Raw genomic sequence first — 23,689 nt, forward strand, 5'->3', positions numbered from 1 at the left:
CCCGGGGACCGCTGGTTCATCGGCCGATAAGACGAGCAACCGCCTGGGTCGCGGCTTGTAGATCTGGTGCGCCCCAATGCTTTTCGCCTGTCCAGGTCTCAGCCAGGGAGCGGTACAGGTCCGACATCACCGGCACGAATTCGGCTGGAAGGCGGGCCGGTCGCGGCCACTGATCCCGGGGTATGTGCTGGGCGATCAGTGTGCTGACCGGAACTTCGAATCCGTTGCGGACGTACCAGTTCCGCAGGACCTGTTTGCCGCAATGCACCCCGTTGTACATAAGGCGGCTCTCATCGGGTGTGCCGGGGCTGTCCGCGAGAACAAGCCGTCTGTCGCCGGATACCAGGAACTCGGCCTTGCCGTCGCTGTGGCTCAGCCCGACAGCGCGTGCGCGCCTGGTCAGTACGTCGTTGACGGTGACCGCGATCGTGCGCATCGCCTGGAACTGCGCCCGGCTCAGACCCGCGCGGCGTTGCGCCTCGCTTGGTGGGATGAACCGGTTGACCTCGTCCAGCATCGTGGCGTACTCGATAGCCGGACGCCGCAGCGCTTCGCCGATAGCGGGAATGCCGTCCAGGCCGAGTTCGGCTGGTGTCAGCTCGCCGGACGCGATCCGTCGATGCACGGAGCTACCCGCGGGCAGCTCATTGCGGAAGAGGACCTGCACCGGAATCAGATAGCTCCCGGCGGCCCGAGTGTGCTGGTCCGGGACACGCGCGAGCGCGAATTCGATTCGATTCGGTGCAATGAACCGGCGGAAGTGCGTGCGCACCCCCGCCGCCTCCAACATCGCGAAGTTGAACACGGCCATCCGGCAGGTCGCCTCTCCTTTGCCGGGGATGGTGTCCGGCATGCGCCCGAAGTGGAAGACGGAGAAGTGGTCCGTGTACTCGAAGACGCCGACTCCTTCCCGCGCTGGCGTGGGCGGATCCAGGATCTTCAGGTTCTTGGTCGAATGAAGTACGGGCATCATGCTCCCTGGTCCGGCGGCCTTGTGCCGTCATGGGGTGGAGTGTGCTGATCGTGGCGGTGCTGCGGCATTCCGTCGTTCGCGGCGGCCTCGGAGCCGTCCTCGAGGAGGGCCAGGTGGCCTTCGATCACCGTGAGCACTCGCATTCCAGCCGCGCGGGCGGACGCCACGCCCTCGGGGGCGTCGTCGACGGCCAGGCAGACCCTCGGCGCGACGCCGAGACGGCTGGCAGCTTCGGCGAACAGATCAGGGGCGGGTTTGCCGTGCGCGACATCCTCTCGGGCGACGACGGTCGCGAATTCACCGGCCAGGCCCAGCGCCTTGAGTCCGGGACCGACCAGCACCCGGCTGGCGCCCGAGGCGACCGCGCAGGGCAGTCCAGCGCGGCGCGCGGCATGCACAAGCGTCACCACGCAGGTGATGGGGGTGATGGCGTGCACGCTCGCCAGCAGACGGGTCCGGCTCCACCGGATGATCTGCTCGTGCGGCAGGTGCCCGGCTCCCGGCAGTTGGGACAGCAGATCGCGGATCGACAGGCCGATATGGTCGCGATACCACTGGTGACTAAGATCAATGCTGTACGGCTGCAACGCTTCTCGCAAAGCCTGCTCATGATCGGCACTGGTGTCCGCGAGGGTGCCGTCGAAATCTACGATCAGCGCCCCGACATCGCCGGGAAGTACGGGCACGCAGCCACAGTCGGGTGCCCGACCCGGGGTCGCCGCGCGGGCGGGGGCCGGGCTCATACCGGGACCACCTGCGCGGAGTGGCCGCAGCACAGGCACCGGGCCCGTGGGCCTTGCCACGGCTCGCGCACGCAGTCCAGATCAGTTCGGGCATGGTGGATCCATGCCCGGATCTGTTCGGCGGCGTCGTGTTCATCGACGGTGCGCCGGTCCAGGACCCGGCAGCGCACCGGGTCGGCGGCCGCGACTCGTTCGTACAGGCCGGCCGCGTGGTGCATGAACGTGGACTGTTCGCTGGTCAGAACGCACTCGTCGCGCTGCTGGGTGCGCGCGACGGCGCGGGCCGGGTCGTCGGTGATGAGGATCGTGAGGTCCGGCAGTGGCCGGTAGGAGGCCGCGAGATCCAGTAGGTCGGTCGCAGTCGCCAGGGCCGCGTCCGGGTTGTCGGGGTGCAGTAGCAGCGCCTGGCATACCGCGGTGGAGTCGACGCTGCGGCCCTCGACGACGGTCCGGCCGCTCGCCAGCTCGGCCACGACGGTGTCCAGGTCACAGCGTTTGATGGCCAGCAGGATCAGGGCCTCGGCAATGGGAGCGCCCCCGCGCAGGAACGGATCCCCGCCGCTGGCCTCGCGCAACGCACCGAGCAGCGCCTTGCCCAGTCCCGGGTGCCCGTCGATCCGCTGGGAGAACCCCTCGAGCAGCAGCGGCGTGTCCTCGAGGGTGTCGAAAACGCGGTGGGTCAGATACGTCTTGCCGACTCCCGTGATGCCCTCGATGGAGATCAGCGGTCCGCGAGTGCAGTAGCGATGCTGGTGTATCGGTGTGATCGTCATGGCATCCGAATCCGTTCGGGGGCAGAGACAATACGGTGTTGAGAGCAGCTTTCAGACGAATCGTCCGGTGCCGGTTGCCCGATGTCGGTCACGGCGCCCATGTGGCGGCCTCTCGCGCGATGACCGCGGCGTACTGGTCCAGCGTGGTGTCGGTGTCGCGTTCGGTGAGCACGACCGCCAGGGTGTGGTCCAAGATCTGCGCGGCGCCGCGGCACGGCCGGTCCGGGCTGGGGAACATCGGCCGGGTGTCGCACGGCACGAGCCGGAAACTCCCGGTGGAGTTCGGAACTCCCCGCCGGGCAAGGTGTTCAGCGAACCCCCGGGGGTTGGGCAGGTCGATACGCAGCAGCGGAGCGAACCCGTTCCACTGCTCGCCTGCGGCCGGGCTCAGGGCGGTCAGGCCGGGGATGTGTTCCACAGCGTTGAGCAGGTGCCGGGTTTGTTCCTGGCGCAGCTGCACCAGGTGGGAGATCCGGTGCAGGTTGGCCAGAGCGATCGCCGCCAAGGGCGCGGCAAGGCGGGAGTTCGTGGCCAGGCGACTGAGCGGGGCTTGCCCGGCGGGAGCGGGCAGCCAGTGGCTGCGGAACGCGGTGGCATACTCGGCCACTTCGCGGCGGTCGGTCAGCAGGAACCCGCCTTCCCCGCTCCACAGGATCTTGCCGTCCTTCATGCTGAAGCAGCCGGCCGTGCCCACGGTTCCCGCCCACTGCCCGTCGCGGGTGGTGCCAGCGGCTTGCGCGGCGTCCTCGACGACGGCGAGCCCATGCGCGAAGGCGAACGCGCCCAAAGCTTCCGGGTTTCCCATCCGGCCCCACAGGTGCACCGGCATGATCGCCCGGGTGCGCGGGGTGAGCTTGGCTGCGGCATCGGCGTAGTCCAGGTCCAGGGTGGCCGGGTCGCTGTCGACGAACACCGGCCGCGCCCCGAGCGCGTGCAGCGGCGCCACCGTCATCACGACGGTCAGCGCGGGAACGAGGACTTCGTCACCCGGGCCGATCCCGCACGCGGACAGCGCGGCGTGCAACGCCGCGGTGCCGGAGGAGACCGACACCGCGTGCTGGACACCGAACGCGGCCGCCAGTTCACGCTCGAGGTCCGCAGCGACCGGGCCGCCGCTCGGGTCAGGCATCTGCTCGAGTACCGGGCCGAGCTGATCCATCAGCGGCCCTGCACCTGTGGAGGTTTGCGGCATCATCGGGGCGCTCCCTGGTTCAGCAGATGCGGCATATCCAGCAGGGGCCACATGTTCACACAGTCTCGGCTGAACAGTGAGCAGTCCGTGCACGGCGGCCGGGTGGCAAACAGCGTGCGCGCGTCGGCGCCCCGGATGGTGCGGTGTTGCTCGGGTGCGGTGGCGGCGATCCGGCGATCGGACGGGCAGTCCCAGACCGAGCCGTCAGGCTGGACGAAGAACAGGCGAGCACCGCCGAAACAGTCCGGGACGCGGCCGTTTTCCTGGGTGGTGATCGAGGACAGGAAGCGCCGCACGTACGACGGATCGGGCAGCGCCACCCCTTGCGGGTCGCGATACAGGCGCGTCAGGTGCTCACCGACATCGGCGACATCGCCGGGGGTATGACACATCTCGCCGAACAAGGCGTGGTCCGGTGCAAGGGAGATCGGTTGCGGCACAAAGTAGTCCACACCGAGATCGGCAGCCAGCTGCCCCATCGAGGTGATCTCGTGCGGACGTGCCCGGGTGACCACGGTGTAGATCCCGACCCTGGGCACCGTCCCGCCGGCGCGAAGGCGCAGCAGGATGTCGATGCCCTCCACAACGTCCCGGAATCCGAACCGGCCCGAGCGGGACGGGCGCATCAGATCGTTGGTGTGCGCGTCGGCGCTGTCCAGCGAGACCGAGACCCCGTCGACCCCGAGATCGACCAGACGCTGGGCCACCTGGGGGCGAGTCAGCGGGACACCGTTCGTCGCAACGACTACTTCGCAGCCCGCATCCTTGATCACCGAGATCAGTCCGAGAGTGCCGGGCCAGTCCAGCGGCTCACCGCCCGCGATGACCACCCGCTCGACATCCGATCCGGCCAACGTGCGCGCGAACGCGGTCATCGCCTCGGCGGGCAAATCGGTGCGCGACAGGTGCGAGAGCACACCGGCCTGCTCCGGTGGATTGGTCTTGTGCTCCTCGATGGTGCCGAAATAGCAGTGCGGGCACGCAAACGCACACGGGGACCGCAGGCCCCACAACAGCGTGATGTCACGAGGCATGAGCGACCCGCCGATCCAGCAGTCTGGTCACGATGCCGCACACGGCCGCCGCACTGTCCTGCGGCGACAGGTCGCTCACGTCCACGAAGGTGTATCGCCCGGGATCCTCGGCCGCCGCGACGCGGTACAGGGCATCGATCTGATCGAGCAGCGATACGTCCTGCGGTGTCAGCGGATGGCCGATCCGCTCGGCGAACCGCGCCGTACACACCACGGGATCCCCGGTGAGCAGGAGAGTCGCGTCCGGAAACACAGTCCACCGGCGAAGACTCGACAACACATGCGCCGCAACTGATTCCGGCCGCACCTCTGGGGGCTGGGAGCACAGAATCGCGGCCTGGCACGCAGCGACGGTATCGACACCCCGATCCTCGAGAATCACCTCGACTCCGGTCAAGTCACGGCCCGCCAGACGCTCGGCCTTATGGACCTGCAATGCGAGAAACGCCAGAGTTTCAGCGACCGGGTGGCCTGTGCGCAGGAAGACGTCGTCGCCGCCCGCCCCCAGCGCGGCAATCACCAGCCCGGGGAGCGTGTCGCCGGGCTGATCGGTGAGTTCGTCCACCAGCAGGCATCGCGGACCGAGCATGGCGGCGACCGCGCGGGCCGTTGTGGTCTTCCCGACACCGCTGCGCCCTTCGAGACTGACCCACAACGGCTTGTGCGCTGATGCGGTCATTGCTCGCTCCGTGCGCATACGTACAGCACCTCGCTGGCCGCAGTGTCCAGCGCGGTCGCTGTGACCGGGCCCAGCAGCGCGGCCGGGGTGTTGTCGGCCATGTGCCGGTAGAACTCCAGCGCTCCGGATCCCCACCGCTGTTTCACCGCCTCCTCGGCGGCCTCGGTGGTCGCCGGCGGCAAGATCCCGACGATATTGCGCACCACTAGCCCGACCTGCTCGAGCACGGCCGCCAGCTCCTCGTGCGACCACTCGTAGACATGGACCCGGTGCTGCAACCGGCGCGGCGGATCCCCCGGGGTGTTCGGGGTGGACAGGTACAACACCCCGCCGTCGGCCAGTGCCGCGGCGGTGCGCTCGAGGCTGGCCACGCCCAGCTCGCGCGGAAGGTGTTCCAGCGCAGAGGTATACACCGCGACGTCGGCGGGCTCCAGCTCCGGCCACGGCTCCGCGACATCGGTTCGGTAGAACTCGATCGGGAACCGCGATTCCGGATACAGGTTGTTCAGCTCGTCCACTCGCTGATGGGCCTGCTCCAGGTTGGCGGCACTGATGTCGAGGCCGACGTAACTGCCCAGCGCTGAGCAATACCGATACAGCGGCGGCAGTTGCAGGCCGCGGCCGCAACACACATCCACGACCCGGTCACCGGGGCGGGTGCGCTCGGCGATGAACAACCGTTGCAGGTAGTTCATCACCCCCGTCGGTTTCACCTCTCCCCGCGCCAGCGCGGCATAGAAGTCGTCCATCTGGTTGACGCTGTATGGGCCGATCATCGGCGTGCCGGGCCGGGTGCCGAACTCGCGCTCGAACTCCGCGGTGTCGGTGATCGTGTTCATCGGACCTCCCAGGGGAAACGGACCCATCCAGCGCATGTGCAGCCGATGTAGTCCTGAACGTGTTCCGGCGCAACCGAATCCGGGTGCGCCGCATACCAGTTGACTGTGTTCACCACGACGATCGCCCGCCGCAGCCGTCCCGCGTCCGGCAGCAGACGGGCAGCGTGCTCGACGGTGTCACCAGATCCGGCCACGTCGTCGACGAGCAGCACATCGGTGCCGGGCGCGAGCGCGCCCAGTGATGCGGGGTTCGCGATCTGCGGGATCGCAGACTTGGCGCCGTTCGGTGTGTCGGACAGGGTGTGGGTGACCTCGACGCCGCGCACATCCCGCACTCCCAGGTGATGAGCCAGCATCACGGCGGGCACCATGCCGCCGCGCAGAATTCCCACGATCACCTCGGGCACGCCATCGGCACGGATCCGGTCTGCCATCGCGCCCGTATGGTGTTCCAGCGCAGGCCATGTCAGATCCAACGCCACCTCGGCGGTTCCCGTGCTGCTCACCGCACCCCCTGCAAGATGTGCAGCCGGGTACTGACCTGCCAGCCGCGTGCTGCGGCCGGCTCGCGCAGCTGCTCCACCCCGGCCGCGACGCGGTGGGCGGTCTCGCCTTCCGGCATCACCCAAATCGTTACCGGGTCGAGCCCGAGATCAGCTGCAAGAGCGTCGATCTCGGCGAAGTCCGCCGCCGGGTTGTCGGTGACGACGAACTTGAACGCGACTCGGCGGCCCGAATCCCGCAGTGCCTCCAGTGCTGGTGGAACGATTCGGCGGCTATAGGCCACCCCGGAGTGCGCCAGTTTCGGGCTGACTACCCACAAGTCCACCAGCTGAGCCAAATGCGGTGTCGGTGCCTGCGTGCCGTTCGTCTCGACCTGTACCCGCACCGAGGGGCGGACCTGTTCGGCCAGAGCGATCATGGCGGGTTGTTGAATCATCGGCTCGCCGCCGGTGATCACCAGCAGATCTACCCCCGACTCACGCACCCAGTCGGCCACTGCCGCCACCGGCATACGGCGGCTCACCTCGTCGGGCCGGTATTGCGTCCAGTCCCATGTGCGCTTTTCATCGCACCACGAGCACGACAGATTGCAGCGGGAAAACCGCACGAACGCACAGTGCTGGCCCGTGTAAGGCCCCTCGCCCTGTACCGAGACGAAGTTCTCGGCCAGCAATACGCTCACCTCGCCGGGCCCGATCGCCGGATCGGGCAGCATCGTGTCATGCGTCATCGGAGGTTGTCCTTTCCCATACCGCGAACGAGGTCGGGGTCTCGCTGACCTGCACCGACACGAGGCGGCCATGAATGGTCGGTTCCACATGCTCGATGAACCACTCGCCCAGATGAGCGGCGAGCAGTTCGCTGGTCGGCGGGAACGGCACGACGTCGTTGAGCAAGCGATGATCGAAGTGCTCCGTCAGATAGCCGCCGAAGGCCGCGAGGTCACCGAAGTCGGTGACGAAACCGAATTCGTCGAGCCGGTCCGCGCTCACCCTCACCGTCACCGTGTAGTTGTGGCCGTGGTTGCGAGCGCATTTGTGCCCCGGCCGGAGGTGGTGCAATTCGTGACTTGCGCTGAACGTGAAGGCTTTTGCGATCGTGTAGCGACCTGTTTTATCGGGAGTTGTTTTCATGCCGCCCTGCTTCCCCAACGATTCGAGATGCGGTCCCATTCGAGGCTAGGAACGAACCGCCCTGCGAAGAACTCACTGCGAGTAGGTGTTCCGCCCTCGCTCGGCAGCGACATGCCGCACCCACAGTGCAATCCACCACTCGGCAGTAGGTCCGAGCTTGTGACCATGCTCTTTGGCTCCACGGGGACGACGTCTTCGGTGCGCTGACGGATCAATTCGGCGTCCTGGACGACCACCTTCATGCCGACGAAGAGGCGAGCTGGGGTGCCCACTATGGGTGGGTGGCGTCTATCGCGTCCGTGAGCATCACGAAGCTGCGCGCTCCGGACGGCCACAGACAGTGGCTCCCATAGGGCGACCGGGCCGAGTACTTCGAGGCGTCGCTGTTGCGCTGCCACGATCTGTTACCGCGACTCGCGTGCCGACTCGGTGACCAGCGGGTCGAGGTCCAGCGTCTGCCACGAGCACCAGCCCAGCGATCGGGCGGTCAACAACGCCGACCCAAACGCCGCGGTGATCGGTCCGCGCCAGCTGTCGCGTGCCGGATCCAGATACCAGCTCGACAACTTCGCTGCTGCGCAGGTCTCGCGCAGGTCCGGCGTTGATATGTCCAGATCGAATGCCGTGTCGACCATCAACGCGGAGACATCGTCGGTGTCCGGCAGCTCCCTGCGATGCGGCCACAACATCGCGTAGTTGTCCACGCTCACCAGCTCGATCTGACCTTCGACTGCTGCCGTGCACAGCGGCTTGAGAGCGCCTGCCAGATCGTGGCCGGTGATCACCTCCGCGTACAGGTCGCACTCGGCCATTCGCTCGTCGAGAGCGAGGGTAGGACCGAATTGCTCGGCAGTGCTGTTGACCAGCAATTCATAGCCGAAGGTGAAACCGCGATGATCCGCGCCGAGGTCGTGCGGTTGCTGGGCGTCGAACCGTACGTACACCAGTCCGATCCCCAGCGGTGTGACTGCTACCGCGGCCACCGTCGGCGTTTCGGGACCGCTGGATCGGCCGGGATCACCGAAGGGCTTGTGCGGATTCGTGAGATTCGTTGTGTTACTCATGATTTGGTCTCCATCCAATCGACGTCTGGTTCGGGGCCGAGCTGGTCGGCTCGGTGGGAGGCTCGTCCTGTCGTGACGCACCCGCGCGGCATCACACGGGCGACCTCGCTGGCGCAGCCGCTGTCGCGCAGTTCGGCTGCTGCGTAATGAATGAAGGTGTTCAACACCACGAGTTCGACGCGCTGGCGTACCAAGCCCGTCGTGATGTCGGTTGGATCCGGGTAGTTCGTGAGGAGGCCGGCCAGCGTGCTCATCAGCACGTACGCCGCTTCTTCGCCGTCGGTCGCGGGCACGCCGATGTCTTCGGCGGCGCAGGTGAACCAGCCGCCGAGCGCCGAGATCAGTCGCGTCAGCGGCACCGATCGGGCGGGAGCCGACGGCCCGGCCAGCGACAGTTCCAGCCGGATCCAGCCGGGCCGGCTCACCGCGAGGTACCCCCACGTCGTCACGGTGGAGACCAGTTGTTCCACCGTCCTGACGCGGACAAAACGCATGCAGTCGGTGACGTGGCGGTACATCTCGTCGAGCACCGCCGCACCCATCTCGGCCTTGCCGTTGAAGGTCCCGAAGACCGCACCGCGGCTATACCCGGCATGGGCGGCGATCCGGTCGACCGAGGTCGTGTGAAACCCCTCGGCCATGAACAACTGACCCGCCGAGCGAAGAAGACGGTCTCGAGTGATCTGCTGCTGGGGCTGCGAGCACGGCGGCTCCGCCATGTCGGCGCTCACCGTTGCCTCGCCTCCGCCGAGTTCGTCCGCACGGACTCCACCTTGACGACCGCGCCGGAGCCCTCAACCACCCTCATCGCCTGCGCGGTGCGCCGCCCCAGAGCCGTCAGCGACCAAGCCCACGCCGTATGCCGCCCGGCACCTGACCCCTCGTGCCCACAGGCCAGGCTCCGAGCCTCCAGCGCTGTTACTGCCGGCGCGACCGGCATCGTGCGGGCACCAGCGGTCGCGGCCGCCAATTCCCCCGCGGTCAGGCCGCCCTCCGCACTGGCCAGCGCGCGCAGAACCAGCACCTGAACCCCGCTGAGCACGAAACCCGCCGAACTAGCGACCCCGCTGGACGGCACATCAGCAGCTCGCTGACACAGAGCACCGCTCCGAGAAGACCGCTCCAGAACCGCCGCCCCTACCATCGGCCTGCTTCGATCCCGGGGACGATATTCGTCAACGAGACGGCCCCAACCTCCGGAGGACCGGCCGAGTCCGTCCGTTCCGCGGCTGACCGGGCAGCAGGAATGCAGTCCCACGGCCACGGCTGGCCGCCGCGCAGAACACGAATCACGTTTTCTGCCAGAACATCAGCGACACCATGATTCGCGTCGCGGGTTCGCCCGGCCACCGCCGGTGTGTGAATCACGTTGTCGCGACCGAGGATCGGATCATCCAACGCGACCGGCGTGGTCTCGTACACGTCGGTCGCCCATGCCAGCTCGTCATGCAGGACGCGGGCGCGCACCGCGGCCAGGTCGATCCCGGCGCCGTCGATGGTGACCACCAGCGAGCCCGGCGTCATGCGGTTGACCACGCCGGCGGGCACCCGCAGCTCCGGCCCGCTGGAGGCCACCACGAGGATGTCGCCGGTCTGGGGTATCTCGTCGATTCCTACCCGCTGCACATCGCAGACGGTGAAGTCGATGTCCTCGGCAGCTGGATCGGCGACGGACACCACCGCGCCGAACGCGCTACACAGGTCGGCGACGTGCATTCCCACCGGATCCAGACCCGCCACGACGACGTGTTTGCCGCGCAAGGTGCCGCTCACGTAACCGAGGTGATCGCTAAACTGCCAGCTGGGAAGCGGCCACGCCGCAGGACCCTCGACCGCCACCTTGACATGCCAGCCCGGCAGCTGACGCAGCGCCGACAGCGTCAACGCGACCGCCATCTCCGCCCGCGAATAGCTGTGACCGCGCGACCCGTCGACGTAGGGGATGCCCCGGGCGGCCAGCTGCGGCGCCACCGCCGGGCCGGTCCCGGTAACTCCCGCGACGACTCCCAGCCGCGGCATCGCCGCGATGTCCTCGGCACCGGGCTCGACGTCGAGCAGCACTAGCGCGGGTGCCTCCGCAATCCCCTCGATCTCGCGCAACGACCTGCCAGCGGGCAGGCTTTCCCACATCACCGTGAAATCCCGGCTGACCAGACCATTACGCAGTCGATCACCCAGGAATGGCCACGTCGCCTTCAAGTGGCCGTTATCGACCACCAGAACGTCCGGGCTGTCCAATGTCGCTCCCTTGAGCATGCGTCTGTGCAACTCCCCTTCGGTCGCCGGCGCGTCGTTCGCCCGCCGTTGTTCGCGCTGGATACGGATTGATCGCGGGATGTGAAGGCAGGTCATCGGACCCTCCCCACCGCCGCCAAGCAGATCTCACCGATCGAGGCCGGATCCCAGCCGAGCCGCGCGGCATGCGCCGAATCGACCTCCGGATCTGGTCGCCACTTATTCGACGCCACCAAGCCGGGCTCGATCAGTTCACAGCCCGACAGAATCTCGCCGATCTCGTTACGCGGACGGGGCCAGAACTCGATGCCGTGATCCCGATAGATCTCCGCGGCGCGCGTGACCTCCTTGGCGTCCACGTCGCTGGTGACATGGCTCAGAATCACGTACGACCCCGCTGGCAACACCGCCGACACGGCTGCGACCACAGTCCGCGGATCCGCGATGAACTCGGCGACGAATCCGAGGCAAATTGCCACGGGCGCAGTGAGATTCATATTCTTGGCGAATTCCTGCACGACAGTGCTGGTGTCGGTCAAGTCCGCATGGACGAACACGTTGTGCTCATCCGCGAGAAGCGCCCGACCGTGCGCGGCGATCACCGCGTCCGAGTCCAGGTACAACGTGCGCGTCGTGGGCACCTTGCTGCGCGCGACCTCGTGCAGATTCGGTGGGCATGGATAGCCCGAGCCGAGTTCGACGAACTGACCGATTCCACACTCGGCCGCCAAGTGGTGCACGGCGCGCACCAGGAACAAGCGGGCAGCGCGGGCGGACTGCTGGAAGACGGTGCACTCGCGCACGATCTGATCGCCGACCTCCCGGTCCACCTCGTACGAATCCTTCCCGCCGTTCAGCAGGAAATCGTGGACCCGCCCGCAATGCGCCCGGCTCGGGTCGTGAATGTCCATCGGCTCTGGACGCCGGGGCTGGACATCCTGTGGGCTGCTCATCCGGCGTCCTCCGATCCCTGCCGAGCGAGCGGGTTGAGGCACTGATCTGCTCGGGTACGAACACGGCAGTCCGACGAGCAGTGCAGGTGCAGCTGATGTGCGCGCTCGGCTCGCTCGAGTGACAGCACGCCCGGGTCGGTCCAGCAGTCGTAGAGGTTGGACCTCACGTGCGGCAGCAACGCCTGGTCCAGGTAATCGCGCTGGAGCTCGCCGGCGGTCATGACCAGCTACCGATCGATGCCGCCCCTGCCGTTGCCGGGCCCGGTGCACTCGGCAGCCGCCCGATCAGCGAGGGGTCATACCCCATCCCGGACTCGAGGGCGTGTCGCACGACCATCGTCACCCAACCGCGGAAGCCCGCGTAGTCCGCGGCCGTGGAAAGGCGCAGCTCAGTCCCGTTCGGGTCCAGGTGCATTCGGGCATCCGAGCCGATCTTTACCCGGACGGGTTCGAACTTCACGAACGGCAGCCCCGCCGCCGCGGTGACCGCCATGGGATCGGCCGCTTTCGATCCGGGCCGTTTGCGCGCGAACCACCTGCTGTACCCGTCGGCCACCAGCCGCGCCCACTTCGGCGCGTTGTCGGCCGCGAGCAGCCGATAGACCTCACTGTCGCGGGTGATCTCGGTTTCGGTGGTGAAGGTGACATCCGAGGTCACCAATCGCAGATCCAGGTCCGGCGCGGTCCAGATCGCGGTCGCGCTCGCAGGATCCATCCGCGGGTTGTGGCTGGCGCGGGACGGGTCGCGATACAGGTGAGCCGGTCCGCCGCCCATCAACGTGATCACCAGCCGCCGTGCCAGCTCCGGGGCGCACTTGTACAGCCACGCCAGGTTCGAGACCGGGCCCTGCCCGATCCATGCCGCGCGGTGGCCCTCGCCCAGCACCGTGCGCACCGCCTCGACCGTCGACCCGGTAATCGGCATCGAGGACGGCGGGAAGTCCGACGGAACCAGCCCGTCACACACCCAGCGAGCCTCCGCGCCCTCGATTTCTTCCCCGGCGATCACAACGACGCCGGTCCGCCCGCAGAGGTTGAGCAGATACCGCGCCAACCGCGCGCGCTCGCCGCCACCGAATTCGTCGGACGTCACGACCAGCCGCAGCGGCAACGCCGCGGCCGCGATGACCAACGCGAGCAAATCGTCCGGGTCGTAGCCCAGGTCGGTGCAGATGCAGACGGGCAGCCGCGTCATCGGCGGCGCCGCGGAATGGATATCAATCAATGGAATCTCCTGAGTCTCAATCGATTCGACTGCTGGGCAGGGGTGCGTCCGCGGGAATGAAGCTGTCCTCGGTCCAGCCGCTGAGTTCACGCCAGGGGCGCGTGTAGTCGGGGCCCGACAGGGGCGACCCGGGAAGGTCTGGGACGTCGAAGGCACCGACCAGGTCCGCGAGCCGTCGGGCGAGAGTGCGGCGATGCTCAACCAACTCGAGCGCGAGGGCGCCGGAGTCGGGGACCACGGCGTGGGTCAGATGCCGGTGGGCGCTGAACCAGCCGTGGTGGGCGTAGATACGGTCGGCGGCATAGGCGGCAGCGATAGTGGTCAGCAGGTGCCGGGTGTCGGGATCGGTGGTTTCGGCGGCCGCGATCAAGGGGGCGGTGGCCAGAGCGCGTTCGGCGGCCGCGCTGGTCAAAGCGATGGCGGCCGAGTCCGATCCGAGCACCGGCCCGGCAACCAAGAGATCGCCGTCGCGGATCGCCGCCGCGATCACGCGCTCCCGCTCGGTGAGTGCCTGGGTGAGGGGCGGCAGCTGGTCCGGGGTTCCTGGGAGGTGAAGTTGCCCGGTCTTCGCTAGCAGGCGTCCGGCTTTGACCTGCATGGCTTGGATGACGCCTTCGGCGATCATGGCGCCGAGTGTGTTGGCGTGCCATTCGCCGAGCCGGCTGTTGATGGTGGCGCCGTGAGCGGCAGTGTTGAGCCGGGCCATCAGCACCTGCTCGTAGGCGGTGACGGTGCACGAGACTTTCGCGATCATCGCCCACACCATCGTCTCGATCGCGTCAGCGCCGGCGGCAGATCGCATGGTGCCCAGCTGGCGGGCGAGGATCGTCGCCGGGTACAGCGCGGTGACGGCCGTGACCAGATCGGCTTGGACCGGATCCCGGTCGATCATCTGCCGCCCCGGCTGGGGCGGATCGAACTGATGACCGCCACGTTGCGACGCGAAGCTGTGCAGTCCCCAGACCGCGGCGCGGGCTGCGGCGAGTTTGGCGCGGGCCAGGTCGAGTCGCCCAGCTCCCAGCGGGATGCTCGCACGGTGGAACCGCTCGGGCACCGGCACGTCGGATTCGAACCGTCCGTCGTCGGTGATGCGTACCCAATCACCGCCCAGCACAGCGTCTTTCGGCACCCAGAAGTCAAGGAACCGGAACATGTAGTGAGGCAGTGTCGAGATGCCTTCCGGAAGCAAAACCGCCTCGACTCCGGGCGCGAAGTCGGTGCCGTCGTGCAGACGGAGCAGGATCGGCAGCACCCCTTCGTCGCGGCCGTCGACGATCACGCGGGCGGTGACCACCATGATCGTCGGCAACCCCGGATACTTGCCGTTGGGCTTGAACTTGCACGCCCGCAGATCCGGGGTGCGCAGCCACAGGCCCCCGGAGCCCGAATCCCAGATCGCGAGGGTGCGGCAGTCGTTTCCGTTGGTGCCGCCGACCTCGGTGATGCCGGCCAGGCCGAGAACAGCACCGCGATCGAGATCGTCGAGGATCTGCTGCTGATAGTCCGATCCGTTGCCGAGTGCGGCGATCGCGCCGATCGCCAGATCCAGGTGTCCGGTCAGCGGTGTCAGCCCTTGCGGGGCCAGCACGGCGATTTCCTCGCACAGCAGACCTCGCAGCTCGTCGTCGGTGGCGACCGCGACCGCGGATCCGTCGATGTCGGAGATCACCTGCCGCAACTGCTCAGGCCCGCGCACCGCCTTCTGCATGTAGGTCTGGTTCGGCTTCGGCCGGTAGCCGAGCGCGGCGGCGGCCTCACGCACCTCTGCTCGTCTCTGCGTGGTCGGGCCGAACAACGCAGCACCCAGCGCGCTGATGACTGATGTGTGTCGGTCGACGGGGCAGCCGTGGGAGGTGGTGTCGGCTTTGTCGGTGGTTGTGGTGGGATCGGTGGTGGTCATGTCGATTCCCTTCGCGGTGCTGCCGGCGCCACGTCCGGTATGGGTGGCCGGTTGGTGTGTCGCCGAATTGCTGTGAGCCCCATGGCTTCGTGTGGATGTGAATGGTGGGCAAGCCGGGCGCGCCGGATCGGTGCGATCCAGTCCGCCCCGAGGTCAGCGCAGCAGCCCGACTGCTCGTAGCGCCTCGACGTAGTCCCCTGGGGCGGATCGGGCCCGGACAACGGCGTCCACGAGCGCGACTGCTTGTGGTGGAGCGAGGCTTTCGCAGACCGTGGCGAGATCGGCGTGATCGACTCCCCACCGCTCACTGTGATGCGGTTCGAGGGCTCTGGCGCGGGTCACGGCCGCCAGCTGCTTGGGTGCGTCGTCCCACCACCGGTGGTCCAGCTGTTGGGCGGGCGGAAGGATGTCACACAGGGTCCACGCCTGCGGGGCGGTCAACGTGAGTGTGGCCAAGTAGGTGTCGATGGTCTCGTGCGTCATGCCGACGCCGGCGGGGTCGAGGGTGGCCGTCAGGGATTGGTCAGCGGTCATGATGGCTCCTGGTGGTGGGGTGCATCGGGGGTGCGGGCAGGAAGGTGACTGGGAATTCGGCCATTGCGCGGTGGAAGGGACCGGGGCGCCAGACCGGTTCACGATTGACCGGAACGAGGTCGGGAACGGCGTCGAGCAGCCTCTCTATGCCGGTGTGGGCGATGAGTTTCGCGAGGTCTCGCGCATCCTTGGGGCATGCATGTCGCCCGGTGCTCCATCCCAGGTGCGAGTCGTTGGCTGTCCGGTCCTTCTGTATGCGTGGGTCGTTGTTGCACGCAGCGAGGCTGATCAGGACGGGTTGGTTCGCTGGCAGCCAGATGCGCTGCCCGTCTGGCTGGGTTTCGACGAGGGTGGGTCGGGGTGGATAGGTGAGGCAGAAGTTCGCCATCGGCGGGTCGAAGGCCAGGACCTCGGTCATTGCGTCGGTGATCGTGGAGCTGACATTTGTTGTGCTGGCGGTGAATCGGTCGTCGGTGATCATGTGCAGCACCGAGTTGGCGATCAGGTTGACCGTCGGTTCGATTGCTGCCCCGTAGAGCAGGACCAGCTGATGGATGGTCTCTTCGTCCGACAGCGGCGCGTGCTCGCTCGGGTCGGCGGGGAATGTCAGCAGGCGCGTGGTGATGTCGTTCCCGGGTTGGATCCGTTTGCGCCGGACGACTTGGCCGAGTGCCCGTGCCAGGTCCTGTTCGACGGTCTCGGTGTCGTTGGTGGCGTTGAACATTCGCGCCATTGCGTCGGCGACCTGTGCACCGGTGTCGTCCGAGCAGCCGATCAGGTTGTTGAAGACCCCGAACACCATCGGATGCGCGAACTCGCCGAGGACATCCGCGCGCCCGCGCTGGCAGAACCCATCGATCAGGTCTTCCGATCTCCAGATCACTTCCGTCCGCACCGCGTGCGGATCGACACCGGCCAGGGCGTCATTGATCGCCTCGCGCAGACGAGAATGGGTCGCGCCGACCGCGTGCAGCACGTTGGGCCGCCACAGCGTCATCGGTTTGATCGGGCAGTCGTCGGCCACTCCGTCCTGCCAGGCGCGCGGGTCGGCGGGGAAATGGCCGTCGTCGCCCAGGATCTGCCTGGCGGTGTGCCAGCTGATCACCAGGGTCGCCGGGACCCCCGGTGCAAGCAGCACCGGCACCAGCGGCCCGAAGTTGTCTCGCATGTAGCGGTAGATTTCGTGCGGGTTGCTGGCGAATTCCGGTGTGTGCAAACTGATTCGGGGCCCGACCTGTTCGATCGAGAGGGAAGCGGCACCGTCGACCGCGGGCTGTTGCTGCATCATCAACGCTCTCTACGCAAGCGGGAAGGGTTTCGAGGGCGGGAACTGCACGGGAAGTGAGACCAGAGCCCGGCTGAACGGGTCATGCACCCACACAAGGTGGTTCTCGGGCACGGCGAGCTCCAGATCCGGCAGTGCATCCAGCAGCTGGTCCAACGCCGAGCGCGCAATCAAGGTCGCGATCGGTTCGGCCGGGCACATGTGCGCTCCGGCGCCGAACGCAAGGTGCGCGCGGTTGCCTCTGCGGTCCTCGCGCATCACCGCGGGATCGGCGTTGCAGACCGCCAGCCCGACCAGAAGGGGCCAGTTGTCGGGCAGCGTGCCGATGTTGTCGAGGACCTGCATCTGCCGCGGGAACCGTGGCGCCGCGACAGCTACCGGCGGATTCTTGTGCAGCACTTCATTGATGGCGTCTTGACCCGACAGCGCTCCGCCGAGCACATCGCCGCCGAGTTCGTCGGTCATCACCAGCAGCACGGCGTTGCTGATCAACGCCCAAGTCGGTGCGATGAACTCGCACAACAACAGCAGCTGCTCGACGATCTCTTCGTCCGACAGCTCCGCCGGATGCTCCATCAGCCACGAGGTGACATCGGCGTCCCGGTACGCACGCTTGGCCAGCACCGTGTCGACCACCACTTCACGCAGCATCGAACGGCCCCGCGCGGCGATTGCAGGATCGGCGGACTGCAACGCCAGCAGAGCATCGATGATCTTCCCGCCGACCTCCGGGGCGATCCCGAACACACCATGCAAAGCCTCGGCCACGAGAGGAATGGCGAAACAGGCCACCACATCCGTCTCACCGGCCTCGCAGAAGCTGTTGACGAGCCCGACCGCAGCGCGGGCAACCGTCTTTTCCAACGCCAACGTGTCGACCCGGGCAAGACTGTCCGATATCGCACGGCGAAGTCGCCGACGACCGTCACCACGGGTATGCAAGGCATCGCGTCCGGGCCCGAGGCAGGCCAGCGCCGGCGATCCAGCCACCGGCTCGGTGGGATAGCGATCCTCATTGTTGAGGATTTCCAACCCGAGCCGGTAGTCGATCACCAGCGTCGCCGGGAAACCCACATCGACCGGGACCAGATGCGAGTGCCGCGACCGCATGTTCCGGAACACGGCGTGCGGATCCGCGGCGAATTCCTGCCCGGCGATCGGAAACGACGGAGCGCTCCTCGGTGGTGGGCCGTGCTCGATCGGGCACCGGCCGGAGCCAGGTGGTGTGGACACAGAAATACTCCAAACGTGTTGAGGGAAAAGAAATCTGTGCGCAGCGGCTGATGTGTCGATGAGATCGTTCAGCGCACAGTGATGCGGAAGCTGGAAGAGATAGCTACCGCCGCAATCTGGTCGAATTGCGCGAGTCGATGCCGCGGCCGACGACCGAAGGAGGGCGGCTCACCGCGACGCCGCCGGCAAACCGCGGGTGCGGGCAGTCTTGGCGCCGATCGCGTCGACAACCTCGCGGTAAGACGGCAACCAGGAATCCACCGGCAGGCCGTCCAGCCAGTAGCGTGACTCGTTGCCCGGCGTCGGCAACGCCAACTCCGCCCCGTGTCCGACGATCGTCACTTCGGCACCGAACAGGACCGCCTCACACCTGCGCAGGTCGTCATCCAGTGCCGGAGGGGCAGTCATCACGACCCGCATTCCCCGGCGCAGTCCGAAGATGGGTAACGGCCGCCGTGGTAAGGCTTCCGCCACAGCGTCGGCGATCTCGCCGCGCACCATCAGCGCCACGAAGCGGTTCGCGCGAACGGTTATCGCCTTGAAGGTGCTGTCGAGATGTGTCGGGCCGTAGAGCTGGTCGTATCGACGCTTGCACTCCGCGAAGGACTCACCGGTCGCGAGCGCGCTACCCGCGCCCGGCCGTGGGTGAGGTTCCACGCCGACATCGAGCTGTGGCGGAACTGTTGCTGTTGTCACGAGACCTCCATCAACGAATGCATGAAATGGCAAGAAGAACAACGGATTTGAAGATCCGGCAGGACTCGGGCAGGTGTAGTCCGTTCATCCAGAACCCGCCCGGTAGGTACGTGGCGCCGCAGTATCGACGATCTCGGTCCAGCCGGCCGCCCACTCGGCTGCTTCGGTGAAGACCTCGTGCAGGACATCGCCTGTTGCGCCTTCGTGTCGAACCGCTTCATCGGCAGCGACCGCGGCCGCGGACAGCTTGTCGATGTAGGTGCCGATAGAGACCCGCCGGTCAGCAGTGCGGACGTGCTCGGCCACCCACGCATCAATCGCCCAGATCAACCCCAGACGGCGGCGAGCGACCAGCGCGCTGTCCCTCGTGAGCGCGAGACGGTGCGTCCGCGCCAAGCCGGAGGCGATGGCCGTCACCGGATGCGTGTCCAGTCCGCGACTGCCGCGCACCGCCGCCCACAGCTCGTGCCAATCCGGTAGGACTCGATTCCCCGGGACGAGCGCGCGGGTAGTCATATAGCCTCCCGGGCGTCACGCTCCGCGATTTTCATGCACTTCAGCATCGGCACAACGGGTGTGAGCCGGAACTGCACCGGCACCGAACTGCACTGAACTTTCACCGAACTTCGCGCCCGGGCCCTTGTTGCGCATCGGTTAGCCGGTGGGACACTGGCGGCATGATGGAACTCAACGGCGTGCCGGTCACGGTGGACGACCTCGCTCCGCTGGCGCTGGTCGGACTCGGCCACTTCACTTCGATGCGGGTCGAGGAAGGCGGCGCGGTTCGCGGCCTCGAACTGCATCTCGATCGGCTGACCCGAGACAGCCTCACGGTCTTCAACGCCGAACTCGATCCCGAGCGCGTCCGCGCCTACGTGCGGCACGCCATCCGCGACGCCGACGGGCCGGTAGTCATCCGAGTGACCATCTACGATCCGGCGCTCGAACTGTCCAAACCCGGCGCCCCCGCCGACCCGCACGTGCTGGTTTCCATGCGCCACGCACCGGCCGTGCCGTCGACGCCGTTGCGCCTGCAATCGGTCGTGTACTCGCGAGATCTGCCCAGGGTCAAGCACATCGGACTCTTCGGTGCCCTCGCGCAGCGCGCAGCCGCCCAGCGTCAGGGATTCGATGACGTCGTGTTCACCGCCGGCGACGGCTCGATCAGCGAAATCGCCACCAGCAACATCGGATTCATCACCGGCGAAGGTCACCTGGTGTGGCCGCGCGCCGAAGTTCTCCCCGGCACCACGATGCGACTGCTCAACCAGGTTCTCGACGAAGACGTGGTGACCGAACGCGTCACCCTTGCCCAGCTCGGCGACTACGCCGGCGTCGTCGCCACCAACGCCGCGACCGGTGTGCGCGCCGTGTCCTGCATCGACGACACCCAATGGCCCGAGCACGACGCGGTGTCGATCCTCCGGAAAGCGTACGAATCCATTCCGCCGCAACAGCTCTAGCCCACCACTGCCCCCGGCTCCCAGTAGGCTCGGTCCCCACCAGATCGAGAAGGGGCGACGCTGTAGATGAAAAGCTTGGTTCGGCCGTGGACGGGAGCCGATGTTGCCGCGCTGCGCGAGGCCCGGCGAATGTCTCTGATCGAATTCGCCGGACACCTCGGCGTCAGCGAACGCATGGTCTCCAAGTGGGAGAAAAAGGGAGCCGACATCAAGCCCCGGCCGGTCAATCAGGCCGCGCTCGACACCTCCCTGTCGCGACTGACCCCCGACGAGCTGACGCGATTCCTCACCGTCGTCCCCGCCGACGCGATCGGCGAGGCCCCCGACAGCGACCAGCTCATCCAGCCCGACCGCATCCGCCACCCCGTCGACGGCCGCTCCATGACCTGGATCCCCGAAGGCGTCTTCCTGTCCGGACCGATGGACCAACCCGTCTGGCTGCCCGGATTCCACATCGATACCTACCCGGTCACCAACGCCGACTACGCCACATTCGTGACCGCGACCGGGTATCCAGCACCCCGGCACTGGGACAACGGCCAGCCACCCCCCGCCATTGCCGATCACCCTGTCGTATGGGTGACCCACGACGACGCCACCGCCTACGCGCGCTGGGCCCACAAACAACTGCCCACGGCGCAGCAGTGGGAGAAAGCCGCCCGCGGCACCTCCGGCGCCACCTGGCCGTGGGGCAACCAGGTCACGCCGGCCAAATGCAACTGCAAAGTCTTCGACCAATCCGGCACGACCACACCGGTCGACTGCTACAAATCCTCCGTCTCGCCGTGGGGAGTGGTCGATCTCTGCGGCAATGTCTGGGAATGGCTGTCGACCGAATCGGCTCCCGGCCGTTTCGAGCTCAAAGGCTCGTCCTTCAGCAGCCTCCTCGAAGCCGCCCGACCAGCAGCGTTCAACGACGCCAATCACCTCATGTGCGATGACGACACCGGATTCCGCTGTGCTGCAATCGGACTCAAAATGTGAGCCGGTCCCCCAGCGTTCCCTGTCATCGGTCGGCGGATCGCCCAGCGGCCATCTCAGCCGCACCCCGGCACTCACGCCGACCCCGCCGGGACGAACTCCGAGACCGTGCCCGGCGCATCCAAACGCGGCCAGCAGCCCGCTGGCCGCACCGTCCACACGCTCGCGTCCTGCCGCACCGCATCCAGCCAGCCGGTCACATGCGCGACCGTCGGCACGATCAGCACGCTGATGTGCGACGGCGCCAACGTCGCCAGCAACAACCCGAAATCGGCATCACCATGCTCGATCCGCACTGCGCACAGATCGAATCCACGCCGCCCCGATAGGTCTCGAACCCGCGCGGCATCCAGCTCGGTGTCATCCCCGGACAAGTCGCTGCGCACGATCCCGTACGCCCGCACGATGGTCATGCCGGCCTCCGGATCGCGGCCGACTCGAAAGCGACGGGCTCGGTCAACGCCACCCGGTAACGAGTGACCGTGCCCCCGTCGGGGGCCTGCGCCTGCTCGACGCCGTCCAACCCGCAGACCGCGCGGGCCGTCGCGCTGACCGGCTCGCCGAGATGGTCATGAGTTTCACTGACCACGACGACCAACGAGTCCGACCTCCGCAGCAGCTGCACCGTCATCTCGTTCGTTCGGCCCGGGACGAGCGTGTCTTCCACCCGCCGCCCGATCAGATCGCCTAGCAGATCCGTTACCGCGTCGACCAGGTACGCCAGACCAGCGCGGTTCAGATACATCTGCGCGCTCAGCTTCGCCACCTCGATCGCCAAGCCGAACGCGCTCACCCTGAACTGACCGATTTCGGTGCCCTCGCTCACCAGCGCGGGTGCACGCCGCTGACCTGGCTCCGGAGCACTGGCGCCGCCGCGCAGATACGCCACGTGCACATTCATCGCGGCAAGTCGTTGCAGCACAACATGTCTCGGCTCGCCGAGCCCGTCGAGATCGCGAGGAGAGGGCATGATGATCCAGCCCCCGCCGAGCCGATCAAGCTCAGCGACCAGCGCTCGCCACTGCACCGGCGCCACCCGGCCGCCGTCGAGCACATCCCGCACATCGACGCCATCGGCCCGCGCGTACTCCGTCACCGCGGACACCACGTCCCCGCCCCAGTCGCGATCTAGACCCTGAAGCAGCGTCCACAACATCGCCACCGGCGACGCTGCCTCGAAATACACATCGCGCAGCGGCCCACCGCAGGACATCGCCCGCTCCTCGATCGCCCTCACGAACTCGGCTCGCTGCTGCCCAACCAACGGATACCGCAGGTAGCCGAAGATCCCGAGCGTCTGGCTCACCTGCTCTAGGTCCTCGACGCCCCGGACCGCGCTCATCGCCGTCGTCCGATTCTGAAGCGCCGCCCCTGCGTAACAGCCGACTGTTCCGGCGGCTCCGGGATATCTCCACCCAGCGGCAACACCGCTGGCAATTCGCGCGGGTCGCACGGCAGTTCAAGAAGAATCACAGCTTCGCGGATCGACAGACCGACCATCCGAACCCAATCCAATGCCTCAGCCCAGATCGGATTGTCGAACGGCGCCAACTCTCTTCCGAAGACAACCTCGTCCGCAAACTGGACAACGCTAAGCGCCTGATCTGTGGTGAACGTCCGGCCGCGCAGGCGCTCGGTGACCCACTTGCCGTGACCCACCGAAACGGCGAACACCCCGGAACGGTCGCTAGCAATGCGGGTGGTGGTGGTCGCGACTGCCATCACACACCCCGATCCATCCGCTGATCGCGGTCTAGGCCGACGCCCGCCATCACACCTGCGGCGGAGCGGGCAGGCGCAAGGCCCCAAGCGATGTCGCACACGAATTTTGCCGCCATCAGTCCCACCTGCACTCCGAGCGATCCCCAGCAAAGTGACTTGCATAACGCTAATCACGCTGCATTGCTTTGTGTCAGAGTGGCACAGTGACAAGCAGCGTGCAACGGAATCGGCGAAATGACGGGAAAACCCGAGGTTGTATGCTGTGACAGCAGTCTGGTGTGACAACTCGTCACTGTGCGATGAAGGAGGTGTGACCGTTGTCGCAAGGATCGGTCGTAGCCAACGGTGATCGGGTTTCGCCCTACAGTCGGAGGCTTCACCTCGGTGATGCCCTGCGCGGCCTGCGCCAGGATCAGGACCTCTCGATCCAGCAGGTGGCCAAGGACGTGGGGATGGATCGGACTCTGCTCACCAGGATCGAAACCGGACAGCGCCGGGTTGCCGCCGATGTCAGCATGACAGTCGCTG

29 protein-coding genes are annotated in these 23,689 nt (G+C 67.0%); 3 read left to right on the forward strand and 26 right to left on the reverse strand.

All coding sequences use genetic code 11. From position 1 onward, the window contains the following. Positions 1–16: 16 nt before the first annotated feature. From NA4_RS21825 to NA4_RS21935, 23 genes are all read right to left on the reverse strand, one after another. A complete protein-coding gene (locus tag NA4_RS21825) occupies positions 17–973 on the reverse strand; it encodes a phosphoribosylaminoimidazolesuccinocarboxamide synthase (RefSeq protein ID WP_067472985.1) in 957 nt (318 codons plus the stop codon). Beyond that, the gene (locus NA4_RS21830; protein WP_067472988.1) at positions 970–1,659 is read right to left on the reverse strand and encodes an HAD family hydrolase; all 690 of its coding nucleotides are present in this window, start codon (positions 1,657–1,659) and stop codon (positions 970–972) included. Before NA4_RS21830 ends, NA4_RS21825 begins: the two co-directional genes overlap by 4 nt. Positions 1,660–1,712: 53 nt before the next feature. Beyond that, on the reverse strand, positions 1,713–2,489 hold the full coding sequence (locus tag NA4_RS21835) for a dTMP kinase (RefSeq protein WP_067472991.1): 777 nt from the start codon (positions 2,487–2,489) through the stop codon (positions 1,713–1,715). 88 nt (positions 2,490–2,577) lie between these two features. Further along, positions 2,578–3,684, reverse strand: a complete 1,107-nt coding sequence (locus NA4_RS21840; protein WP_067472994.1) for a DegT/DnrJ/EryC1/StrS family aminotransferase — start codon at positions 3,682–3,684, stop codon at positions 2,578–2,580. Further along, on the reverse strand, positions 3,681–4,715 hold the full coding sequence (locus NA4_RS21845; protein ID WP_067472997.1) for a radical SAM protein: 1,035 nt from the start codon (positions 4,713–4,715) through the stop codon (positions 3,681–3,683). Before NA4_RS21845 ends, NA4_RS21840 begins: the two co-directional genes overlap by 4 nt. Beyond that, positions 4,705–5,394: a dTMP kinase gene (locus NA4_RS41490; RefSeq protein WP_218022333.1), complete on the reverse strand. Its 690-nt coding sequence runs from the start codon at positions 5,392–5,394 to the stop codon at positions 4,705–4,707. Before NA4_RS41490 ends, NA4_RS21845 begins: the two co-directional genes overlap by 11 nt. Further along, positions 5,391–6,233, reverse strand: coding sequence for a class I SAM-dependent methyltransferase (locus NA4_RS21855; protein WP_067473005.1), 843 nt, complete (start codon positions 6,231–6,233; stop codon positions 5,391–5,393). The genes NA4_RS41490 and NA4_RS21855 overlap by 4 nt, the downstream gene beginning before the upstream one ends. Beyond that, positions 6,230–6,739, reverse strand: coding sequence for a phosphoribosyltransferase (locus NA4_RS21860; RefSeq protein WP_067473008.1), 510 nt, complete (start codon positions 6,737–6,739; stop codon positions 6,230–6,232). The genes NA4_RS21855 and NA4_RS21860 overlap by 4 nt, the downstream gene beginning before the upstream one ends. Next, entirely contained in the window at positions 6,736–7,452 is a 717-nt protein-coding gene (locus NA4_RS21865; protein WP_084497327.1) for a 7-carboxy-7-deazaguanine synthase QueE, read from the reverse strand. Before NA4_RS21865 ends, NA4_RS21860 begins: the two co-directional genes overlap by 4 nt. 4 nt (positions 7,453–7,456) lie before the next feature. Continuing rightward, positions 7,457–7,870 carry a 6-pyruvoyl trahydropterin synthase family protein gene (locus NA4_RS21870; RefSeq protein ID WP_067473072.1) on the reverse strand — a complete coding sequence of 138 codons (414 nt, stop codon included), beginning with the start codon at positions 7,868–7,870 and terminating at the stop codon, positions 7,457–7,459. A gap of 404 nt (positions 7,871–8,274) precedes the next feature. Continuing rightward, complete coding sequence (locus NA4_RS21875) at positions 8,275–8,934, reverse strand: hypothetical protein (RefSeq protein WP_067473013.1); 660 nt, start codon at positions 8,932–8,934, stop codon at positions 8,275–8,277. After that, positions 8,931–9,665 (reverse strand): TetR/AcrR family transcriptional regulator, encoded by a 735-nt coding sequence (locus NA4_RS21880; protein ID WP_084497328.1) that lies wholly within the window; start codon positions 9,663–9,665, stop codon positions 8,931–8,933. The genes NA4_RS21875 and NA4_RS21880 overlap by 4 nt, the downstream gene beginning before the upstream one ends. After that, positions 9,662–9,976: a hypothetical protein gene (locus tag NA4_RS21885; RefSeq protein WP_067473020.1), complete on the reverse strand. Its 315-nt coding sequence runs from the start codon at positions 9,974–9,976 to the stop codon at positions 9,662–9,664. Before NA4_RS21885 ends, NA4_RS21880 begins: the two co-directional genes overlap by 4 nt. A gap of 95 nt (positions 9,977–10,071) precedes the next feature. Further along, complete coding sequence (locus NA4_RS21890) at positions 10,072–11,286, reverse strand: NAD(P)-dependent oxidoreductase (RefSeq protein ID WP_067473023.1); 1,215 nt, start codon at positions 11,284–11,286, stop codon at positions 10,072–10,074. Continuing rightward, positions 11,283–12,122 (reverse strand): SAM-dependent methyltransferase, encoded by an 840-nt coding sequence (locus NA4_RS21895; protein ID WP_084497329.1) that lies wholly within the window; start codon positions 12,120–12,122, stop codon positions 11,283–11,285. Before NA4_RS21895 ends, NA4_RS21890 begins: the two co-directional genes overlap by 4 nt. Further along, positions 12,119–12,343, reverse strand: a complete 225-nt coding sequence (locus NA4_RS21900) for a hypothetical protein (RefSeq protein ID WP_067473028.1) — start codon at positions 12,341–12,343, stop codon at positions 12,119–12,121. Before NA4_RS21900 ends, NA4_RS21895 begins: the two co-directional genes overlap by 4 nt. Continuing rightward, a complete protein-coding gene (locus NA4_RS21905) occupies positions 12,340–13,347 on the reverse strand; it encodes a nucleoside hydrolase (RefSeq protein WP_067473031.1) in 1,008 nt (335 codons plus the stop codon). Before NA4_RS21905 ends, NA4_RS21900 begins: the two co-directional genes overlap by 4 nt. A gap of 16 nt (positions 13,348–13,363) precedes the next feature. Then, positions 13,364–15,247 (reverse strand): hypothetical protein, encoded by a 1,884-nt coding sequence (locus NA4_RS21910; RefSeq protein ID WP_067473034.1) that lies wholly within the window; start codon positions 15,245–15,247, stop codon positions 13,364–13,366. A gap of 153 nt (positions 15,248–15,400) precedes the next feature. Then, entirely contained in the window at positions 15,401–15,781 is a 381-nt protein-coding gene (locus NA4_RS21915; protein ID WP_067473037.1) for a hypothetical protein, read from the reverse strand. After that, positions 15,771–17,069, reverse strand: coding sequence for a cytochrome P450 family protein (locus NA4_RS21920; protein ID WP_245671530.1), 1,299 nt, complete (start codon positions 17,067–17,069; stop codon positions 15,771–15,773). Before NA4_RS21920 ends, NA4_RS21915 begins: the two co-directional genes overlap by 11 nt. Positions 17,070–17,078: 9 nt before the next feature. Beyond that, complete coding sequence (locus NA4_RS21925) at positions 17,079–18,299, reverse strand: cytochrome P450 family protein (protein ID WP_067473042.1); 1,221 nt, start codon at positions 18,297–18,299, stop codon at positions 17,079–17,081. 168 nt (positions 18,300–18,467) lie between these two features. After that, positions 18,468–18,995, reverse strand: a complete 528-nt coding sequence (locus NA4_RS21930) for a hypothetical protein (RefSeq protein WP_157129210.1) — start codon at positions 18,993–18,995, stop codon at positions 18,468–18,470. Between the two features lie 84 nt (positions 18,996–19,079). Then, positions 19,080–19,511 carry a hypothetical protein gene (locus NA4_RS21935; protein WP_157129211.1) on the reverse strand — a complete coding sequence of 144 codons (432 nt, stop codon included), beginning with the start codon at positions 19,509–19,511 and terminating at the stop codon, positions 19,080–19,082. Positions 19,512–19,672: 161 nt separating this feature from the next. Between NA4_RS21935 and NA4_RS21940 the strand changes: the two genes are divergently transcribed. Continuing rightward, a complete protein-coding gene (locus NA4_RS21940; protein WP_245671531.1) occupies positions 19,673–20,458 on the forward strand; it encodes an aminotransferase class IV family protein in 786 nt (261 codons plus the stop codon). Positions 20,459–20,524: 66 nt separating this feature from the next. Next, a complete protein-coding gene (locus tag NA4_RS21945) occupies positions 20,525–21,442 on the forward strand; it encodes an SUMF1/EgtB/PvdO family nonheme iron enzyme (protein ID WP_218022334.1) in 918 nt (305 codons plus the stop codon). 71 nt (positions 21,443–21,513) lie between these two features. On the opposite strand, the gene NA4_RS21950 is transcribed toward NA4_RS21945, so the two are convergent. Genes NA4_RS21950 through NA4_RS21960 form a run of 3 tightly spaced genes read right to left on the reverse strand, consistent with a single transcriptional unit; the run spans position 21,514 to position 23,161 of the window. Next, positions 21,514–21,852, reverse strand: coding sequence for a hypothetical protein (locus tag NA4_RS21950; RefSeq protein WP_067473056.1), 339 nt, complete (start codon positions 21,850–21,852; stop codon positions 21,514–21,516). Beyond that, complete coding sequence (locus tag NA4_RS21955) at positions 21,849–22,781, reverse strand: hypothetical protein (protein WP_067473059.1); 933 nt, start codon at positions 22,779–22,781, stop codon at positions 21,849–21,851. The genes NA4_RS21950 and NA4_RS21955 overlap by 4 nt, the downstream gene beginning before the upstream one ends. Next, the gene (locus NA4_RS21960; protein WP_067473063.1) at positions 22,778–23,161 is read right to left on the reverse strand and encodes a hypothetical protein; all 384 of its coding nucleotides are present in this window, start codon (positions 23,159–23,161) and stop codon (positions 22,778–22,780) included. Before NA4_RS21960 ends, NA4_RS21955 begins: the two co-directional genes overlap by 4 nt. Positions 23,162–23,478: 317 nt before the next feature. On the opposite strand from NA4_RS21960, the gene NA4_RS39300 reads away from it, so the two are divergent. Beyond that, positions 23,479–23,689: helix-turn-helix domain-containing protein (locus tag NA4_RS39300; RefSeq protein ID WP_157129212.1), on the forward strand; the 211-nt coding region annotated here is incomplete at its 3' end.

The organism is Nocardia amamiensis NBRC 102102, assembly GCF_001612745.1.
Taxonomy (GTDB): Bacteria; Actinomycetota; Actinomycetes; order Mycobacteriales; family Mycobacteriaceae; genus Nocardia; species Nocardia amamiensis.

What these genes read in the sequence shown, in the direction of transcription:
- NA4_RS21825 (WP_067472985.1), bottom strand. Translation starts at nt 973, where the DNA reads ATGATGCCCGTACTTCATTCGACCAAGAACCTGAAGATCCTGGATCCG.
- NA4_RS21835 (WP_067472991.1), bottom strand. Translation starts at nt 2,489, where the DNA reads ATGACGATCACACCGATACACCAGCATCGCTACTGCACTCGCGGACCG.
- NA4_RS21840 (WP_067472994.1), bottom strand. Translation starts at nt 3,684, where the DNA reads ATGATGCCGCAAACCTCCACAGGTGCAGGGCCGCTGATGGATCAGCTC.
- NA4_RS21845 (WP_067472997.1), bottom strand. Translation starts at nt 4,715, where the DNA reads ATGCCTCGTGACATCACGCTGTTGTGGGGCCTGCGGTCCCCGTGTGCG.
- NA4_RS41490 (WP_218022333.1), bottom strand. Translation starts at nt 5,394, where the DNA reads ATGACCGCATCAGCGCACAAGCCGTTGTGGGTCAGTCTCGAAGGGCGC.
- NA4_RS21855 (WP_067473005.1), bottom strand. Translation starts at nt 6,233, where the DNA reads ATGAACACGATCACCGACACCGCGGAGTTCGAGCGCGAGTTCGGCACC.
- NA4_RS21865 (WP_084497327.1), bottom strand. Translation starts at nt 7,452, where the DNA reads ATGCTGCCCGATCCGGCGATCGGGCCCGGCGAGGTGAGCGTATTGCTG.
- NA4_RS21870 (WP_067473072.1), bottom strand. Translation starts at nt 7,870, where the DNA reads ATGAAAACAACTCCCGATAAAACAGGTCGCTACACGATCGCAAAAGCC.
- NA4_RS21875 (WP_067473013.1), bottom strand. Translation starts at nt 8,934, where the DNA reads ATGAGTAACACAACGAATCTCACGAATCCGCACAAGCCCTTCGGTGAT.
- NA4_RS21890 (WP_067473023.1), bottom strand. Translation starts at nt 11,286, where the DNA reads ATGACCTGCCTTCACATCCCGCGATCAATCCGTATCCAGCGCGAACAA.
- NA4_RS21895 (WP_084497329.1), bottom strand. Translation starts at nt 12,122, where the DNA reads ATGAGCAGCCCACAGGATGTCCAGCCCCGGCGTCCAGAGCCGATGGAC.
- NA4_RS21900 (WP_067473028.1), bottom strand. Translation starts at nt 12,343, where the DNA reads ATGACCGCCGGCGAGCTCCAGCGCGATTACCTGGACCAGGCGTTGCTG.
- NA4_RS21910 (WP_067473034.1), bottom strand. Translation starts at nt 15,247, where the DNA reads ATGACCACCACCGATCCCACCACAACCACCGACAAAGCCGACACCACC.
- NA4_RS21915 (WP_067473037.1), bottom strand. Translation starts at nt 15,781, where the DNA reads ATGACCGCTGACCAATCCCTGACGGCCACCCTCGACCCCGCCGGCGTC.
- NA4_RS21920 (WP_245671530.1), bottom strand. Translation starts at nt 17,069, where the DNA reads ATGATGCAGCAACAGCCCGCGGTCGACGGTGCCGCTTCCCTCTCGATC.
- NA4_RS21935 (WP_157129211.1), bottom strand. Translation starts at nt 19,511, where the DNA reads ATGACTACCCGCGCGCTCGTCCCGGGGAATCGAGTCCTACCGGATTGG.
- NA4_RS21940 (WP_245671531.1), top strand. Translation starts at nt 19,673, where the DNA reads ATGATGGAACTCAACGGCGTGCCGGTCACGGTGGACGACCTCGCTCCG.
- NA4_RS21945 (WP_218022334.1), top strand. Translation starts at nt 20,525, where the DNA reads ATGAAAAGCTTGGTTCGGCCGTGGACGGGAGCCGATGTTGCCGCGCTG.
- NA4_RS21950 (WP_067473056.1), bottom strand. Translation starts at nt 21,852, where the DNA reads ATGACCATCGTGCGGGCGTACGGGATCGTGCGCAGCGACTTGTCCGGG.
- NA4_RS21955 (WP_067473059.1), bottom strand. Translation starts at nt 22,781, where the DNA reads ATGAGCGCGGTCCGGGGCGTCGAGGACCTAGAGCAGGTGAGCCAGACG.
- NA4_RS21960 (WP_067473063.1), bottom strand. Translation starts at nt 23,161, where the DNA reads ATGGCAGTCGCGACCACCACCACCCGCATTGCTAGCGACCGTTCCGGG.